This is a genomic window from Rhizobium sp. TBD182 (genome assembly GCF_001950375.1).
Lineage (GTDB): Bacteria > Pseudomonadota > Alphaproteobacteria > Rhizobiales > Rhizobiaceae > Agrobacterium > Agrobacterium tumefaciens.
This window is the reverse complement of the sequence record NZ_BDLN01000010.1, coordinates 160,101-177,024: the sequence shown is the minus strand read 5'-3', so window position 1 is coordinate 177,024 and position 16,924 is coordinate 160,101. Positions and strand designations below refer to the sequence as shown.

Below are 16,924 nucleotides of genomic sequence, written 5' to 3'. Positions count from 1 at the left end.
GCCGCAACGATTTTCCAGGAGGGCGGCATACCTTACATCGCGGCTTATGCGACGCATCCTGCAATCACCCAGGCAGGCGATCAGGTTTTTCGTCCGTTCAAACTCGGTCCGCAACAGGCAACCTCGGCTGCACATTTCATCGCCGAAAATCTCAAGCTGAAAAAAGTCACGGCCATCATCGTCGACAACGACTACGGGCAGACGGCGATCGGCGGGTTTCAGCAGGCAGTGCAGGACCTCGATCTCGATCTGATCAACACCTACACATTCGGAATGAAGGACCGTCAGTTCGGCTCCATCGTTGCAAGCGTCAAGCGCGACAACCCCGACGCCATCTTCGTGGCCGGTTATTTCTTCCACGGAGGGCCGCTAGCGATCCAGCTCCGTGCCGCCGGTATAACCGCGCCAATTATCGGCACGCAGGGATTCGATTCCGACAGTCTGATCTCCATCGCCGGTCAGGCAGCCGAAGGCGTCTATGTGATCAATGGGCTCAACCGTGACAATCAGGATGCGAGCTTTCAGCATCTGATGGAAGCGCTGAAAGCGAAAGGTGCTGAATCACCGTCTGTGGCTGCTGCTGTCTATTCAGCCTTCATGCTTTTGAACGATGCCTCCAAGCGCGCAAATTCGACCGATCCCTCGAAAGTTCGGAACGCTCTGCAATCGACGAAGGATTTTCCGCATTTCTACGGGGCACTGGCCGCCTTTAGCCCCGAGCGCGAGGCGCAGCTTCCGACGCCTGTGATCGAAGTTAAGAAAGGAAAATTCGTCTTCGTGACCGACATCGCGAACTGATTGCATCGACGCAGGACGCTTCAACCCTCTCTCAACGCCCCTCGGGAGCAAGCCATGTATTATATCGAGCTGGCCACCCAGGGCCTGGTCTATGGCAGCATGTACGCGCTCATGGCCCTCGGCCTCACCCTGATTTACGGGCTGATGCGGATTCTACATATCGCGCATGCCGCTGTTTTCACCCTCGGCGCTTATGTCAGTGTCGTCATCACAAACCTTACCGAATCGCTTTGGTTCGGCGTTCCGACAGCGATCCTGGTGTGCTCTTTGACGGGCATGCTGATCTACAAGGTGATTTACGCACCGTTGCTCTCGCGCCCTCCGCTCGTACCACTGGTCGCCTCGGTCGGACTGCTGATCCTGTGCGAGGATGCATTCAGGATCGTGTTCGGAAATCTCGGACTTTCGTTCAACGACAACCCCTATCTGTATATGACAGTCGGCATTGGCAATCTCACGATCGGCATCCTGCAACTGGTGATGCTCGTGAGTGCGGCGGTGATCCTCATCGGCTTCGGACTGTTCGTTGGCCTGACCCGAACCGGCGTTGCATGGCGCGCGACGCTTGCAAATCCTCAGATGGCGGCGACGTTCGGCATCGACATTCCCCGGGTTCATTATCTCAACTTCGCCATCGGTTCGGCTTTCGCCGGTATCGCAGGGGCGCTGATCGCTCTTCTCAACAATTATGTCGAGCCCGATATGGGCATGGTCGTCAGCTACAAGGCGCTCGCCATCATCGTTCTCGGAGGACTTGGCAGCATGCCGGGAGCTCTGGTCGGCGGTCTGCTGCTGGGCGTCGCTGAATCGTTCGGAACGGTTTTCCTAACGCATGTCCTTGATCGGGACGCCATTGCTGCCATTTGCCTCATCGCCGCATTGATGCTTCGCCCCGAAGGTCTTGTCCGGAGGGCAGCGGCATGAGCGGTTATCTCGTCAGTTTGGTTCCCCTGATCGGGATCAATGTCATCCTTGCGATGGGACTGAATGTCATCGCGGGATTCTGCGGTCAGATCAGCCTCGGTCAAGCGGCCTTCTACGGTATCGGGGCCTATTCAACGGCGCTTCTGGCACTTGCCGGCTGGCCCCTCTGGGCGGTTCTTCCCGTGGTGACGCTGTTTGTTGGTATTTGCGGCGTGGTGATCGGGCTGGTGTCGTTGCGCGTCAGACACGACTTCCTCGCCGTGACGACGATTGCTGTCAATTTTCTCTTTCTCGGGATCGTGCGCAAGAACGCGTTCCTGGGGGGAGAGGTGGGCCTCGCGGGCATTCCGGCCCACGGTCTCGGCCAATACGGTTTCGTGGCTTTGATCGTCGCACTCGTTCTCGCGACGGTTGCGCTTTGCATCTACATCAAATCGAGTTGGCTGGGATTCGCCTTCATCTCGATTGCCGAGGACGAACACGCGGCGCGCGCCATCGCCATACCGGTTCCCGCTTTCAAGCTGGCCGCCTTCTTTATCGCCAGCGCGCTCTCGGGATTGGCCGGTGGTTTGTATTGCTACTACGCACGATTCATCACGCCTGATGCCTTCAGTTTTCTTGTGTCGGTCTCGATCCTCGCCATGGTCGTCATCGGCGGCATCGGGTCGGTCTGGGGCGTCCTTGCCGGCGCGGTGCTGCTGACGCTTTTTCCTGAAGCTTTCCGTTTTGCCGGAGATTACAGGCAATTGATCTTCGGTGTCATGCTGGTGCTCGTCATGCGGTTCAGCCCGGCTGGACTTGCTGGTCTCGTCACGGCAAGCCTGGCAAAAGCCGGTCGGTCCCTGCACAGGAGGGCCGCAGCATGACGGCGATACTGGAAGCCAAGGGTGTCAGCATTTCGTTCGGCGGAATAAAGGCCGTGCAGGCCGTCGAGCTAGCGGTCGAAAAGGGTGAGCTCCTTGGACTGATCGGACCGAACGGCGCAGGCAAGACAACATTCCTGCGGTTGCTGACCGGCATCGTGCAGCCGATGTCCGGCACGATTGTACTGAACGGCAAGGATGTGACGCGCGCGCAGGTCGACAGGCGCGCACGCGCGGGCCTCGCAATGACGCACCAGATCGTCAGACCGTTTCGGTCGATGACGACCGTCGAGAACGTCATGCTGGCTGCCGGCCACAGGATGACTCGATCGCCCGTCAGCAGCCTGCTTCATCGCGACAGGGCGTCGTCGTCCCAGCGGGCCATGCACCTCCTTGGCAGCGTCGGTCTTGCGGATGTCGCTCACAAAGCCGCAGGTCTCTTGCCTTTGGGGCAGTTGAAGCGTCTCGAAGTGGCCCGCGCACTGGCTCTCGATCCGGATATCCTCCTGCTCGATGAGCCTCTGGCAGGGCTCAATCAAAGCGAGGCCACGACGCTTGGCGATTTGATCATCGGCCTGAACCGTGACGGGCTGACAATCGTGCTCGTGGAGCATCGGCTTGCCGAGGTGATGCGGATCGTCGGGCGGCTGGCCGTCCTCGATCAGGGACGCCTCATGGCGGTTGGCGAGCCCGCCGACGTGATGGCACGGCCAGACGTTCGCTCCGCCTATCTCGGAGGGCACTGACAATGTTGACGATCGACAATCTCACATGTGGTTACGGCGCGGTCATCGCTGCTGCCGAGGTCAGCTTTACCGTCGGCAAGGGAGAAATTCTCGCCATTCTCGGTTCCAATGGAGCGGGGAAAACATCGACCATCATGGCCGCCATGGGCCATGTGCGGGTGAGCGCCGGCACGATCCGGCTTGATGACGAGGACATAACCGGAAGGCCCGCGCAACACCGTCCCTTTCTCGGCATGTCCGTCGTTCCGGAAGGCCGCCGGCTCTTCAATGACCTCAGCGTCGAGGACAATTTGACCGTCGGCGGATATTCGCAGAGTCGCGCGCAGGCGCGCAAGCTCCGTGAGCGGGTTTACAGTCTCTTTCCACGTCTTGCGGAAAGACGGAGCCAGACAGCAGGCCTGATGTCCGGGGGCGAGCAACAGATGCTGGCCATCGGGCGCGCCCTGATGACATCACCGAAAGTGCTCTTGGTCGACGAATTGTCGCTCGGCCTGATGCCTAAGATGATCGACCTTTGCCTGGAGACGATTTCCCGTTTGAAGTCCGAAGGGCTGGCGATCGTTCTGGTCGAGCAAAACACGGATCGCGCACTTGATATCGCCGACCAGGTCGTTGTCCTCTCCTCAGGGCGAGTCGTCGGTGCTGGTACGCCGGCGGAGATTCGCGGGACGGAAAATTTCTTTGGAACCTATCTCGGGCTCGACACCGCCGAAGCAAGCGGCAGTTCAGTCCCCAGGGCGCAGTAGGAGAACCCCATGGACGATGAGAAAAAAACAGAAACGACCAAGCGGGATGGCGGGAGTCAGGACCGTGCGACGGTCAGGTCCGTCGAGCGTGCATTCGATCTTCTCGGATGCTTCAGCGCCGAACAGAAGACCATTACGCTTACGGAAGCCGCGCGTGCCGTCGATCTTCCGCTAAGCACCGTATCGCGCTTGCTCGGAACACTCGAAGCCTCCCGGTTTATACGTCGGCTTGCCGATGGCCGCTACATGCCAGGCGGACGGTTGCTGCGGATCGGTGTCGTCGCACTGCATGGGGTGGAGCTTTACGATGTCGCAGAGGAATATCTGGAGCGTCTGGCCAGTGTGACTGGGGAATCGGCCAATCTGGCAATTCCCACCAATGACGGGCAGGTTCTGTATCTTCGCCAGGTGGCAAGCCGCCACTCAGTGCGTCACGACAACTGGATCGGCCGATCTGTCCCGCTTGATGGAACGGCGATAGGCGATGCGATTGCCGGCAGGGTGAACGCGGACGGTTTTTCCCTCCGGACCACGACGCTCGAACCGGACGTAACCGCTGTGGCTGTACCCGTTTATGGCGCGGACGCCCAGATCATTGCCGCCCTAAGCGTCACCAGCCCCAGCTACCGCGTCGATGAGACCTTCATTGCGCGCACAGGCGATCGGCTGGTCGCGGAAGCACAGGACCTGTCGTCCCATCTCGGGGCACCCGCATGGGCCGGGAAAAACCCGTCTGAAACCCGCCAAAGAGGTTTGAAATGAAACGGAAGCTGACGCGGCAAGACGTTGAGCCTGCAATGATTGGGGGTCTCCTGCTTTCCGCAGGCGGCAGCGGTGTGGCCCGCTCGCTGGAGCGGCATGACCTTGCGGCGGAAGTCGCGCTTGGCTATGGCGACATCTCCCTGGTCTCCGTCGATGCGCTGGATCCAGATGGCTACGTCCTTATCTCCACTTCGGTCGGTGCTCCTGGATTTGCCAAGCCGGAACTTGTTTTGCGCGATCATGTCGATGCCGCCCGGTCTCTCATCGAAAGGCTCGGGAAAAAGCCGGACGGGGTCATTTGCGGCCATGTCCCGGGCTTCAATGGCTGGCTCGTCGCAGCCGCTCTCGATATTCCATATATTGATGCAGCAGCCAACGGACGCGGTCACCCGACTGTCCAGATGGGTGGCATGGGATTGGCATCCAAGCCGGATGCGTTTCTGTATCAGGTCGCCCAGGCCGGCTACACGGAAACCGGCTCGAAAATCTCGGTGATCGCGCAAGGCAATTTGGTCAAGACCTCGCAAGTGATGCGCCACGCCGCCATCATCAGCGGCGGGCTGGTCGCCTCTGCCCGAGGGCCATACGAAACCTCATTCGTGGCTGCGAATGCTGCCCTGGGCGCAATCAGTTTCCAGGTCGACCTTGGCAAGGCTATGCTGGAAGCAGCGCCTGGCAGCGCTCGGATCCGCGCCGCCGCCGATTTCATGAAGGGCGACGTTCTGGTTACCGGTACCGTGCTCGAGAACAGCGTGGTTTACCGCAATGGCTTCGACGTCGGGCGGCTGGTGATTTCGGATGGCGCACGCGAAATTGTTCTTGGGATCTACAATGAATTCATGACCGCGGATCGCGATGGCCAGCGGGTCGCGACGTTTCCCGACATGATCGGATCGCTCGACCCGGTTACGGGTGATCCGATCGCCATTGCCCAGCTTCCGGAAGGTGCTGAGGTTTCCATCGTCGTCGCCAATCGCTCAGGTTTCCCGTTGGGCAAGGGCGCCCTCGATCCAAGCGTTTTTGCGGAGGTCGAGGAAGCCCTTGGTGTCGATCTGTTTTCCTACCTTGAAACCAATAGTGAAGTCTCCGAATAATGATTACGCTTTACGATAGCAAGCTTTCCGGCAACGCCTGGAAGGTTCGCCTGCTCCTGCGCCACTTGAACATCCCGTTCAAACGGGTGACGATGAATCTCGCGGAGGGCACGCACAAGAGTGCCGATTTTGAGAAGCTCAGTCGTTTTCAACGCGTTCCCGTCGTCGGGCTGCCGGACGGAACGCATCTGAGCGAATCCGGTGCGATCCTGCTGCATTTCTCAGAAGGAACGGATCTCCTTCCGCAGGACCCGAAGGGGCGCGCCGCCGTCACCGCCTGGCTGTTCTACGAGCAGGCCGATCTAGGCCGTTTTCTGGCGTATCCACGGTTCTATGCGATGACCGGCCAGACGGATGCGCAAGCCGAGGTGATCTCGCATTATCACGGCATCGTCGCAGCGGCCCTGGCGCCGGTCGAAAGGGCACTCGGCGAACATCAATGGCTTCATGATCATGGTCTGAGTGCTGCGGATTTTGCTCTCTACCCTTACATCCGTCTGTCGCCGGAAGGTGGGTTTGACCTGTCGACCTGGCCGAATGTCCAAGCGTGGATTGCTCGCTTCGAGGCGCTGCCTGCTTACGAAGCGCTGGTCGCCGGAGGCCAACAATGACTGTCCGTGATCCAACTTCCAATTCGGCTGTCAATGCGGATCGGCTCTGGCAGGACCTGATGACCCTTGCCGATATAACGGAGTCGGGTCGCCCCTATACGCGCCGTTCGTTCAGCTCCTGCTTTCTGGAGGGACGGTCTTGGATCGAAAATCGCTTCCGCGAAGCTGGGATGAGCGTGTCTTACGACACCGCCGCGAATCTGATCGGCCGTCTGGAGGGGAGCGAGCCGGATCTTCCGCCGATCGCGATTGGCTCGCATTCGGATACAGTGCCATCCGGAGGTCGATTTGACGGCATTCTCGGCGTGCTCGCTGGACTGGAGGTCATCCGCACCCTGCGCGAACGTAATATCCATACGCGTCACCCGATCGAAATCATCGACTTTCTGGCCGAGGAGCCCAGTGAATACGGCCTCTCGTGCGTCGGCAGCAGGGCGCTGTCGGGACACCTGCCGGAGCATTTCCTTCCGTTTGAGAATTCGCAGGGTGAGACGCTGGGGCAGGCAATAGCTCGGATCGGCGGACAGCCTGACAAATTGTTCCTGGCTCGACGCTCGGATCTCGCAGCCTTTCTCGAACTTCACATCGAACAGGGACGCGTTCTCGAAAGCAGTGGCACCGACCTGGGCATCGTTTCCAGTATTGTCGGTATCGTTCGTCTGGAGATCGAGTTTCTCGGGGCTGCGGATCATGCCGGAGCAACGCCGTTCGACCTGAGGCGCGACGCGCTGGTGGCAGCGGCATCGACCATCAGTTCGGTTCGCTCATCCGGTGAGCAGTTCGCAGCAGCGGGGAGGGGCTATTTCATAGCAACGACAGGAGCAATCCAAGTCGAGCCTAACGCAGCCAATGTCGTACCACGGCTCGCTCGCCTGATTGTCGAGGCCCGGGCTGAGGACGCAGCGCAACTTTCCGAATTCGTCGCGACGATCGACAAAGCGAGCCTGCATGCGGCGACCACAGCAAAGGTCGAACGAGCGGTGTTTCGTCAATTGTCGGATTCGTTGCCGGCCCACTGTGACCAGCGCCTGCGCGATCATATGCGTATGGCCGCATCTGATCTGGGATTGTCGACGCTGTCGATGGCAAGCGGGGCAGGGCACGATTCTTCCTTCGTCGCGCAGGTGGCGCCTATAGCAATGGTCTTCGTTCCCAGCCGGGAAGGTCGCAGCCACTGCCCCGAGGAGTGGACCCCGGCCCAGCAATGCGCCAACGGTGCGGCAATCCTTCTGGAAACACTGCTGCGCGTCGACGGCGACCAAGCTTTCAATCAATCGCGTCAGCAGCAGACACAATGCAAGGAACTCCAATGAAAAGTGAACGCAGCTTTCAAGCGATGCGCGGTCCAGACCTGCGGTGCAAGGGCTGGCGGCAGGAAACCATCCTGCGCCTGTTGGAGAACAATCTGGAGAACGCCGAGAACCCGGCCGACCTCGTGATCTACATGTCCTGGGCAAAAGCCGCGCGCGACTGGGAGAGCTTCGACCAAGCGGTTGCGGCGCTGAAACGTCTGGAGGAGGACCAGACACTGATCATGCAATCGGGTCGCCCTGTCGGCCTGTTCCCCTCGCAAGGAACGACACCGCTCGTCTTGATGGCCAACGGAAACGTGGTGGGCGGCTGGGCAGGAGACGACGACTTCCGCGCCCTTGAGCGCAAGGGTTTGACGATCATGCCAGGCATGACCGCTGCAGCATGGCAGTATATCGGCAGCCAGGGCATCCTTCAGGGGACCTATGAAACATTCATGACCGCTGCCCGCCTTCATTTCGACGGTTCGCTGAAAGGCCGGCTGATCGTCACGGGAGGATGCGGAGGGATGAGCGGCGCGCAGCCGCTCGCGGGGCAACTCGCAGGCGCGGCCACGCTCGTCGTCGAGGTCGATGCGAGGCGCATTCAACGTCGCGTCGACACCGGATATTGCCAGCGACTGACCTACAGCCTCGACGAGGCACTCGCATGGTGTGACGTGGCGCGCAGCGCCGGCGAGGGCCTGTCCGTGGGCCTCGTGGGAAACATTGCCGACGTCCTGTCGGAATTGGTCACGAGGGAGATCACGCCGGATATCGTCACCGACCAGACCATCGCTGATCCCGTCGCCGGCTATGTGCCATCCGGCATGAGCACCAATCAGGCCGCGGACCTACGCCAATCGGATCCCGACTCCCTGAAGCAGCAGTCCAGCGCGACCCTTGCTATGCACGTCAAAGCGATGCTGAGGCTGAAGGAGCGCGGATCTCTGGTCTTCGAATACGGCAACAATCTGCGAAAATATGCGAAACAGGGCGGACTGGAAGAGGCATTCGGCTTTGGGTCCTTCATCGAACTTTTCATCCGCCCGCTGTTTTGCGAGGGGATTGGGCCATTTCGCTGGATCGCAGCATCCGGCGAGCCGGGGGACATCCACGCGATCGACGATCTGATCCTGCAGATGTTCCCGTCAGACCATCGCATATCGAGCTGGATCCGCACCGCCCGCGATCATGTCCAGTTTACCGGGCTACCGGCTCGCATAGGCTGGCTTGGTCTTGGGGAACGCAAACAGCTGGCACTCGCCGTCAATGATCTGGTCGCAAAGGGTGCTTTGAAGGGTCCGATTGCGTTTACTCGTGACCATCTTGATTCAGGCTCAGCAACCTTGCCGCATCGCGAGACGGAAAACATGGCCGACGGCTCGGACGCCATATCGGACTGGCCGATCTTGAACGCATTGCTCAATTGCGCATCTGGCGCCGATCTCGTGGCCCTGCACGGAATGGGCAACTGGGCACAGTCGGCGGGCGTGACCACTATCGCAACAGGCACGCAGGACGCCGCCAGCCGCCTGGCACGGGTGATGGACAATGATACCGGCATGGGCGTGCTTCGTCACGCAAGCGCCGGATACGAAACAGCACGCACGAAGGCTCGGCAGGCAGGCATCGGCATCGCCGAACAGTTGCAAGGGAGCGTTCGGTGACCACTCCCACGTCGAACAGTCAACTGACGGCGACCCATTGGGGAACCTATTTGGTTGAGACCGAGAACGGTTGTCTGAAGGCTGTAGAGCCCTGGGCTGGGGATCCAGACCCGTCGCCGATCGGGCAATCCTTTGTTGGCGCGGTAGATGGACCGCTTCGGGTTAGCAGACCTTCATTTCGCCGGGAATGGCTGGAGCGCAAGGGATCACGTGCGGCAGGCCGCCGCGGCGCGGACCCGTTCGTGGAACTCGAATGGGATGAAGCGCTCGATCTGGTGGCGGGCGAGCTGCAGCGTGTGTGCGACGAGCACGGCAACGGCGCCATCTACGGGGGTTCTTACGGCTGGGCGAGTGCTGGGCGCTTTCATCACGCACAGGGCCAGCTACATCGGTTCCTGAATACGATCGGGGGCTATACCGGTTCCGTCAATTCCTACTCGTATGCTGCCGGCGAAGTTTTGCTCCCGCATATCATCGGCAGCATGAACGGCCTCACAGGCAGTCATTCGACCTGGGACGGCATCGCCAACGAGGGACGGTTGGTCGTTTGCTTCGGCGGCATCCCAAAGCGTAACGCACAGGTTCAGGCCGGCGGACTTGGCCGGCACGAAGTGCTGTCAGCCATGAAAAACGCCCGGGCGAGCGGCGTCCGGTTTGTCAATATCTCCCCGGTTCGTGACGACGGTCCAGAGGGTGTCGAGTCTGAGTGGGTGCCACTCAGGCCGAATACCGACACCGCGATGATGTTGGCGATCGCCCATACTCTTCTCACGGAAGAACTGCACGACGTCGATTTTCTGCAGCGTTACTGTGTCGGGTTTGAAAAGTTACGTGCCTACATCCTCGGCGAGACCGACGGCGCGGCAAAAACTCCGGGATGGGCCGCGGCGATCTGCGGGGTCGAACCGGACTTCATCCGGGCACTGGCGCGGGATATGGCCGCGGTGCGGACGATGATCATGGTCAACTGGGCCATACAGCGCGCAGATCACGGCGAACAGCCTTATTGGATGACCGTCGCGCTCGCCGCGATGCTGGGCCAGATCGGGCTACCCGGCGGGGGCTTTGGCTTCGGCTATTCCTCCACGAACGGCGCCGGACGTGCGGAGCTTGGCTTCAAATGGCCGTCGCTCCCGCAGGGCAACAACCCGATCGGTCAGGTGATCCCGGTCGCCCGGCTGGCGGATATGCTGGAGAGCCCGGGAAAGGCGTTCGAGTTCGACGGCAGGACGCTGACCTATCCCGACATCCGGCTCGTCTACTGGGCCGGTGGCAATCCATTCCACCACCACCAGGACCTGAACCGGCTCGCGGAAGCATGGCAGCGGCCTGAAACGGTCATTGTCCACGAACCCTATTGGACCGCAACTGCGCGCCATGCCGATATCGTCCTTCCGGTAACCACGACGCTCGAGCGGGAAGACCTGGCATTTGCCAACCGGGAGAACCTCGCGCTCGCGATGAAGCAGATCATCAAGCCGGTCGGTCAGGCTCGCGACGACTTCTCGATCTTCAGGTCTCTGGCCATGCTTTTTCAGCGCGAGCAAGATTTCACCGGTGGACGAGACGCAGCCGGGTGGATACGCACGCTCTATAACGAGGCGAAACAACGAGCCGCTGTCGGCGACGTGACGCTACCGGATTTCGACACCTTCTGGGCCCTTGGACACTTCGAGGCCGAGCGCAAGATCAGCACAAGCACGCTTTTCTTAGATTTCCGAAACGATCCTCAAAAGTATCCGCTCCAGACGCCATCCGGGTTGATCGAACTGTTTTCGGAGACGATCGACGCTTTCGGCTATGACGATTGCCCAGGTCACCCGGTGTGGCGAGAGCCGCAAGAGTGGTTGGGAAGCCCATCGGCCAAGCTGTTCCCTTTGCACCTCCTGTCGCCGCAGCCCGCGGACAAGCTTCACAGCCAACTGGATCAGGGCTCTGTCAGCCTTGCCGCGAAGGTCTCCGGCCGAGCGCGCCTTCTGCTCCATAGGCAAGATGCAGATGCAAGAGGAATAAAAGAGGGAAACGTGGTGCGGGTCTTCAACGACCGGGGCGCGTGCCTCGCAGGGGCCGTCCTGACCGAGGCGGTTTTGCCCGGCGTAGTCCAGATCCCGACCGGCGCCTGGTATGACCCTTCGGATCCGAAAACATCCGGATCACTCGAGAAACACGGCAACCCTAACGTCCTCACGCCTGACCGCGGCACATCGCGGTTGGCGCAGGGGTCCAGTTGCAACTCCACGCTTGTCGACGTGTCGCTCTACCAGGACGAACCGCCAGACGTAACGATCCGCCGGCCGCCACCGATCGTCCCCCGCAATGCAAGTTAGACGACTGAGGATACCCAATGAGTGACTTTGATATGGTTGTAACCGGACGGATCGTGCTGTCGGACCGGGTTATCGACAACGGTTATGTCGCCATTCGCGCCGGCGTCACCGAACGGGTGGGTGCCGGTCCGGCGCCCTCCGCCGTCGAGCGGCATGATTTCGGCAGTGCCTATGTGCTGCCGGGCGCAATCGATGCGCAGGTCCATTCTCGCTCGCAGAAGGACCAGGAAGACTTTATCTGGTCTACCCGTTCCGCGGCGGCCGGCGGCGTGACCACCATCGTCGACATGCCGTACGACGCGGCGTTCCTGGTTTGCAATGGTGATCGGGTCCGCCAGAAGGCAGCCGAGGCCGGAGCGCAAGCGCGTGTCGATTTCGCGCTTTACGGAACGATCGCCCCGGAGGATGGTCCGAAGGAAATCGCGGGCATGGTCAAGGCAGGCGTATCCGCATTCAAGTTCTCGACCTTCAATACCGATTCCAAGCGGTTCCCCCGCATTGCGCCGCAAACGCTCTATGCCTGCTTTTCCGAGATTGCCAAGCATGGCCTGGCTGCCGGCGTTCACAACGAGAATGATGAAATGGTGCGCGCCGCGATCGCCGGGGTGGACGCGTCTGGCATTCGTGACTATCGCGCCCACGGCATGTCGCGACCGCCTGTCACCGAAACGCTGGCAATGGCCGAAGTCTATGAGCTGGGCGCACAGAGCGGTTGCTCCGCTCATGTCGTCCATTGCTCGGTCGGCCGCGGCTACGATCTCTGCAGTGCCTACCGCCAACAGGGGTATGATGCAACGGTTGAGGCCTGCATTCACTACCTCATTCTGGACGAGGAGAACGACGTCAAAAGGCTGGGCGGAAAGGCAAAAATCAATCCACCGATACGTCCCCGGGAACAGGTGGACAAGCTGTGGAAACATCTTGCCGCCGGCAACGTGACCGTCGTCTCGACCGACCACGTCAGTTGGTCGGAGGATCGCAAGACCGACCCTGACATGCTGAAGAACGCGTCCGGTGTTCCAGGGCTCGAAGCCCTTTACCCGCTCCTGCTGAAAGGTCTTACCGAGCGCGATCTCCCTGTTACATGGGCTGCGCGCCTGCTGGCATCCAACCCTGCGCGGCTGTTTCGGATCGGGCACCAAAAAGGTTCGATTTCGCCGGGTCACGATGCAGACTTGGTCGTCATTGCGCATGACCCTCACCTCTACGATCCGGCCGCCAGCGGGCACAACTTCGTTTCATGGAGCCCCTATGAGGGCATCGAGCTTCCCTATCGGCCGATCGCGACATTCCTTCGTGGAAAGGTCGTGTTCGACGGCAAGACGGTAAGCTCTGAACCCGGAAGCGGCCGTTTCGTCAAACCCGTGAATTCGTAGTGTCGTTTCGATCGCGAAGTCTGCCTCGCCACTCGATGCGGCGGTGACGTCAATAAAAACACAAAACTCCACTTCCAGAAGGGAAACTCGATGAAAATGCTAAGAACGTCTCTTGTTATTTCAAGTCTGATGCTCGTGGCTTCGGCCGGCACCAGCTCCGCGGCCTCCTATTGCGAGGCTGGCAAAACGGTCAAGTTCGCCGGTCTTGACTGGGAAAGCGGTTCCTTCATTACAGAGGTTATGAAGACGGTTCTGGCCAAAGGTTATGACTGCGCTGTGGAATCCATCCCGGGCACGTCGGTGGTCCTCGAACATGCCACAGTGACCAACGACATCCAGATCTTCGCCGAGCAATGGGTCGGGCGAAGCGATGTCTGGAACGAAGCCATCGCGAAAGGTACGGTCATCAATGCTGGGCAGCCGTTTGTTGGCGCCTCCGAGGGCTGGTTCGTTCCTGACTATGTGATCCACGGCGATAAAGCCCGCGGCATCAATGCTGTGGCTCCAGGCCTGAAGAGCGTGTCACAGCTTGCAGACCCGAAAATGATGGCAATCTTTGCTGATCCCGAAGAACCCTCCAAGGGTCGCTTCCTGAATTGCCCTTCCGGATGGTCTTGCGAGGCGATCAGCAGCGCCAAGCTTGAAGCCTACAATCTGACCAAGGATTATACCAATTTCCGTCCCGGCACGGGCACGGCTTTGGACGCAGCGATTGCTTCGGCTTACGCACAGGGCGAACCCCTGCTTTTCTACTACTGGTCACCGACCGCTGTCATGGGCAAGTACAAGCTCGTGCAGCTCGAAGAACCATCCTACAGCGACGCATGCTGGAAGGAACTCAGCAGCGTGACCGGCAAGCGCGATCAGGCCTGTGCCTTTCCGAGCGTCGCCGTCACCTATGGCGTGAACGCCGAGTTCGCCAAAGCCGCTCCGGAGATCGTCGCCGTTCTTGAAAAAGCGACCATACCGCTATCGGAAGTCAATGCAACGCTCGCCTATATGACAGACAAGCAATTGGATGGCGCGGCGGCGGCGGCTTATTTCCTCAAGAACAAGACAGACGTCTGGGGCTCGTGGGTTTCTCCGCAGGCAAAGGCGAAAATTACAGCAAGCCTGAAATAACCAGTCCGACGAAATCGTCACCCTGCACAACGTACTGTCGCAGTGCAGGGTGACAACCGGCGAAAGAAAGCCTCATGTTCCCAGAGAGTTTACATATATCTATCGCGGCTCCCGTGAACGCATTCGTTCAAGGTCTCGTCGTCAACTATGGAGGGGTCTTCAAGGCAATCTCCAACGCGATTCTGCAAGGCGTTCTATTCTTCGAATGGATCCTGCGCGGGCTGCCCTGGTGGGTCATCCTCGCCGTGTTCATGGGCTTGGCTTGGCAGAGTTCGCATCGGATCGGCCTGACCCTGATGGTGGGGCTTCTGTTGATGCTTGGAGGCCTGCTCGGCCTCTGGGATTTGACGATGCAGACATTGGCGCTGATGCTGATGGCAACCGTGGTTTCGATCGTGATCGGCATCCCGGTCGGCATTTCGGTCGCCAAATCCAGGTTGATGCGGTCTGTGGTCCTGCCGGTGCTCGACGTCATGCAGACGATGCCGAGCTTCGTCTATCTCATTCCTGCTCTCATGCTTTTTGGCCTCGGCAAGGTGCCCGCCATTCTGGCAACCATCGTATATGCGGTTCCGCCGCTCATCCGCCTGACCGACCTCGGTATCCGCCAGGTGGACAAGGAAGTTGTCGAGGCGGCGACTGCATTCGGCGGAAGCCGGAGCCAAATCCTGTTTGGTGTCGAACTTCCGCTCGCGGTCCCGACGATCATGGCTGGTCTCAACCAGACGATCATGATGGCGCTTTCAATGGTCGTTGTTGCTTCGATGATCGGAGCACGCGGGCTGGGTGAACAGGTGCTCAACGGGATTCAAACGCTGAACGTGGGCAAAGGGCTCGAGGCGGGGATCGGGATTGTCATCCTCGCAATAGTACTCGACAGGATCACTCAGGGCTTCGGCCGCTCCAAACGGGAGGAAGCCGAGCATGGCTGACATCGAAATTCGCAACGTTTCGAAAATTTTCGGTAAGGACGTGAAAACGGCGCTGAAAATGATCCGCGATGGTTCGGACAAGCCGGAGGTATTGGCAAAGTGCGGATGCTCCGTCGGCCTCAACGAAGTCAGCATGTCAATCGCGGCCGGCAAGATCTTTGTTATCATGGGGTTGTCCGGGTCGGGGAAATCGACGCTGGTTCGCCACATTAACCGACTGATCGAACCGACCACTGGGGAAATACTTTTCGACGGCAAAAATATCCTGGATCTGAAACCTGGACAGCTACGCGATTTCCGCATGCATCGTGTCAGCATGGTCTTCCAGAGTTTTGGGCTTTTGCCGCATCGTACTGTGCTGCAGAACGTCATTTACGGACAGCGCATACGGGGAACTCCCGAGGACGCTGCACGTGAAATAGGCAGGAAGTGGATCGATGTGGTTGGTCTGTCTGGATACGAGGACAGATACCCGTATTCGCTTTCGGGCGGAATGAAGCAGCGCGTTGGTCTGGCTCGTGCTCTTGCGGCCGATACCGACGTCATACTCATGGACGAGGCGTTCAGCGCTCTCGATCCGCTGATCCGCTCGGACATGCAGGACCAATTGCTGGACTTGCAGAAGAACCTGTCCAAGACGGTCGTGTTCATCACGCACGATCTGGACGAAGCCCTTAAGATCGGCTCGGAAATCGCAATTCTGAAGGACGGTCAGGTTGTTCAGGTCGGCACCCCGAGCGCCATCCTCGCCAACCCCGCCAACGATTACGTTGCTCGTTTCGTCAAAGGAAAACAGGTTCCAGCATGACTGACCCCGTCGTCATAGATCACCCACTCTCCTGGCGCCAGATTGCAGCGGTTGCCTCGGGTGCCGACATCGCGCTTTCGCAGAACGCTCGCGACAGGATATGCTATGCCCGCGGACTTGTCGAAGCGATCGTGGAAAAAGGCATTCGCGGCTATGGGATCAACACCGGGGTCGGCGCTCTTTGTGACGTGATCATCGATCGCGCAGACCAGCAGACCCTATCGCGCAACATCATCATGAGCCACGCCTGCGGTGTTGGCGAACCATTGGGGAGGGTCGAAACACGCGCCGTCATGGCGACGATGGTCAATAATTTCGCTCTCGGCAAGTCCGGCGTACGCATCGAGCTTGTCGAACTGCTCTGCACCATGCTGATACAGGATTGCATTCCGGTTGTTCGATCAAAAGGTTCTGTCGGATATCTGACCCATGCGGCGGCAGTCGCTCTGGTGATGATAGGTAGTGGGTTCGCGGTCTACCGCAACAAGAAGCTGAACGGTGCAGCCGCTTTGGCCGAGATCGGCTGGCAACCGCTTGTCCTTGAGGCGAAGGAAGGCTTGAGCCTCATTAACGGCACCGCTTGTTCGACCGGAATTGCGTGTGTGGCGCTGGATCGGGCAAACCGGCTGGCTGGCTGGGCCGATGCGGCAGCATCGATGACCTACGAAAACCTGGGCAACCAGGCCGGCACATTTGAAATGGAAACGCTTTCCATGCGCCAGTCGCGGGGATTGCAGGAGGTTGGAGCGAGGCTGCGGCTTTACCTGAACGGCAGCCCTATACTGGCTGAAATGGCGGGTCGGCGCACGCAAGATCCGTTAAGCCTCAGAGCCATACCGCAAATCCACGGCGCGGT

General features: G+C 59.7%; 16 protein-coding genes. All 16 read left to right on the top strand.

The features are described 5' to 3' along the window. The coding region (locus T18_RS23245; protein WP_159440608.1) for an ABC transporter substrate-binding protein at window positions 1-798 on the top strand (798 nt) is incomplete at its 5' end. A gap of 54 nt (window positions 799-852) precedes the next feature. Continuing rightward, the gene (locus T18_RS23240) at window positions 853-1,722 is read left to right on the top strand and encodes a branched-chain amino acid ABC transporter permease (RefSeq protein ID WP_038497143.1); all 870 of its coding nucleotides are present in this window, start codon (window positions 853-855) and stop codon (window positions 1,720-1,722) included. Next, complete coding sequence (locus T18_RS23235) at window positions 1,719-2,588, top strand: branched-chain amino acid ABC transporter permease (RefSeq protein WP_038497140.1); 870 nt, start codon at window positions 1,719-1,721, stop codon at window positions 2,586-2,588. Before T18_RS23240 ends, T18_RS23235 begins: the two co-directional genes overlap by 4 nt. Beyond that, complete coding sequence (locus tag T18_RS23230) at window positions 2,585-3,331, top strand: ABC transporter ATP-binding protein (RefSeq protein ID WP_038497136.1); 747 nt, start codon at window positions 2,585-2,587, stop codon at window positions 3,329-3,331. Before T18_RS23235 ends, T18_RS23230 begins: the two co-directional genes overlap by 4 nt. 2 nt (window positions 3,332-3,333) lie before the next feature. Beyond that, the gene (locus tag T18_RS23225) at window positions 3,334-4,077 is read left to right on the top strand and encodes an ABC transporter ATP-binding protein (RefSeq protein ID WP_046205672.1); all 744 of its coding nucleotides are present in this window, start codon (window positions 3,334-3,336) and stop codon (window positions 4,075-4,077) included. Between the two features lie 9 nt (window positions 4,078-4,086). After that, on the top strand, window positions 4,087-4,839 hold the full coding sequence (locus T18_RS23220; protein ID WP_046205671.1) for an IclR family transcriptional regulator: 753 nt from the start codon (window positions 4,087-4,089) through the stop codon (window positions 4,837-4,839). After that, window positions 4,836-5,933 carry a DUF917 family protein gene (locus T18_RS23215; RefSeq protein WP_038497133.1) on the top strand — a complete coding sequence of 366 codons (1,098 nt, stop codon included), beginning with the start codon at window positions 4,836-4,838 and terminating at the stop codon, window positions 5,931-5,933. The genes T18_RS23220 and T18_RS23215 overlap by 4 nt, the downstream gene beginning before the upstream one ends. Next, window positions 5,933-6,544 carry a glutathione S-transferase family protein gene (locus tag T18_RS23210; protein WP_038497130.1) on the top strand — a complete coding sequence of 204 codons (612 nt, stop codon included), beginning with the start codon at window positions 5,933-5,935 and terminating at the stop codon, window positions 6,542-6,544. The genes T18_RS23215 and T18_RS23210 overlap by 1 nt, the downstream gene beginning before the upstream one ends. Then, on the top strand, window positions 6,541-7,857 hold the full coding sequence (locus T18_RS23205; protein WP_038497127.1) for a Zn-dependent hydrolase: 1,317 nt from the start codon (window positions 6,541-6,543) through the stop codon (window positions 7,855-7,857). The genes T18_RS23210 and T18_RS23205 overlap by 4 nt, the downstream gene beginning before the upstream one ends. Next, on the top strand, window positions 7,854-9,503 hold the full coding sequence (locus tag T18_RS23200) for a urocanate hydratase (RefSeq protein WP_038497124.1): 1,650 nt from the start codon (window positions 7,854-7,856) through the stop codon (window positions 9,501-9,503). Before T18_RS23205 ends, T18_RS23200 begins: the two co-directional genes overlap by 4 nt. Next, a complete protein-coding gene (locus T18_RS23195; RefSeq protein ID WP_046205670.1) occupies window positions 9,500-11,830 on the top strand; it encodes a molybdopterin guanine dinucleotide-containing S/N-oxide reductase in 2,331 nt (776 codons plus the stop codon). The genes T18_RS23200 and T18_RS23195 overlap by 4 nt, the downstream gene beginning before the upstream one ends. A 17-nt stretch (window positions 11,831-11,847) precedes the next feature. Continuing rightward, window positions 11,848-13,206: a dihydroorotase gene (locus T18_RS23190; protein WP_038497121.1), complete on the top strand. Its 1,359-nt coding sequence runs from the start codon at window positions 11,848-11,850 to the stop codon at window positions 13,204-13,206. A 90-nt stretch (window positions 13,207-13,296) separates the two neighbouring features. Then, on the top strand, window positions 13,297-14,328 hold the full coding sequence (locus T18_RS23185; RefSeq protein ID WP_038497118.1) for an ABC transporter substrate-binding protein: 1,032 nt from the start codon (window positions 13,297-13,299) through the stop codon (window positions 14,326-14,328). A gap of 74 nt (window positions 14,329-14,402) precedes the next feature. Beyond that, complete coding sequence (locus T18_RS23180; protein WP_038497115.1) at window positions 14,403-15,260, top strand: ABC transporter permease; 858 nt, start codon at window positions 14,403-14,405, stop codon at window positions 15,258-15,260. Then, the gene (locus T18_RS23175; protein ID WP_051489771.1) at window positions 15,253-16,068 is read left to right on the top strand and encodes a quaternary amine ABC transporter ATP-binding protein; all 816 of its coding nucleotides are present in this window, start codon (window positions 15,253-15,255) and stop codon (window positions 16,066-16,068) included. The genes T18_RS23180 and T18_RS23175 overlap by 8 nt, the downstream gene beginning before the upstream one ends. Continuing rightward, window positions 16,065-16,924 (top strand): aromatic amino acid lyase (locus T18_RS27895; protein WP_323455256.1); only part of this gene is annotated, 860 nt, incomplete at its 3' end. The genes T18_RS23175 and T18_RS27895, both read left to right, overlap by 4 nt.

Coding starts and splice junctions, on each gene's coding strand:
- T18_RS23175 (WP_051489771.1), top strand. CDS start 15,253: ATGGCTGACATCGAAATTCGCAACGTTTCGAAAATTTTCGGTAAGGAC.
- T18_RS23210 (WP_038497130.1), top strand. CDS start 5,933: ATGATTACGCTTTACGATAGCAAGCTTTCCGGCAACGCCTGGAAGGTT.
- T18_RS23205 (WP_038497127.1), top strand. CDS start 6,541: ATGACTGTCCGTGATCCAACTTCCAATTCGGCTGTCAATGCGGATCGG.
- T18_RS23180 (WP_038497115.1), top strand. CDS start 14,403: ATGTTCCCAGAGAGTTTACATATATCTATCGCGGCTCCCGTGAACGCA.
- T18_RS23235 (WP_038497140.1), top strand. CDS start 1,719: ATGAGCGGTTATCTCGTCAGTTTGGTTCCCCTGATCGGGATCAATGTC.
- T18_RS23240 (WP_038497143.1), top strand. CDS start 853: ATGTATTATATCGAGCTGGCCACCCAGGGCCTGGTCTATGGCAGCATG.
- T18_RS23190 (WP_038497121.1), top strand. CDS start 11,848: ATGAGTGACTTTGATATGGTTGTAACCGGACGGATCGTGCTGTCGGAC.
- T18_RS23200 (WP_038497124.1), top strand. CDS start 7,854: ATGAAAAGTGAACGCAGCTTTCAAGCGATGCGCGGTCCAGACCTGCGG.
- T18_RS23185 (WP_038497118.1), top strand. CDS start 13,297: ATGAAAATGCTAAGAACGTCTCTTGTTATTTCAAGTCTGATGCTCGTG.
- T18_RS23220 (WP_046205671.1), top strand. CDS start 4,087: ATGGACGATGAGAAAAAAACAGAAACGACCAAGCGGGATGGCGGGAGT.
- T18_RS23230 (WP_038497136.1), top strand. CDS start 2,585: ATGACGGCGATACTGGAAGCCAAGGGTGTCAGCATTTCGTTCGGCGGA.
- T18_RS23215 (WP_038497133.1), top strand. CDS start 4,836: ATGAAACGGAAGCTGACGCGGCAAGACGTTGAGCCTGCAATGATTGGG.
- T18_RS23225 (WP_046205672.1), top strand. CDS start 3,334: ATGTTGACGATCGACAATCTCACATGTGGTTACGGCGCGGTCATCGCT.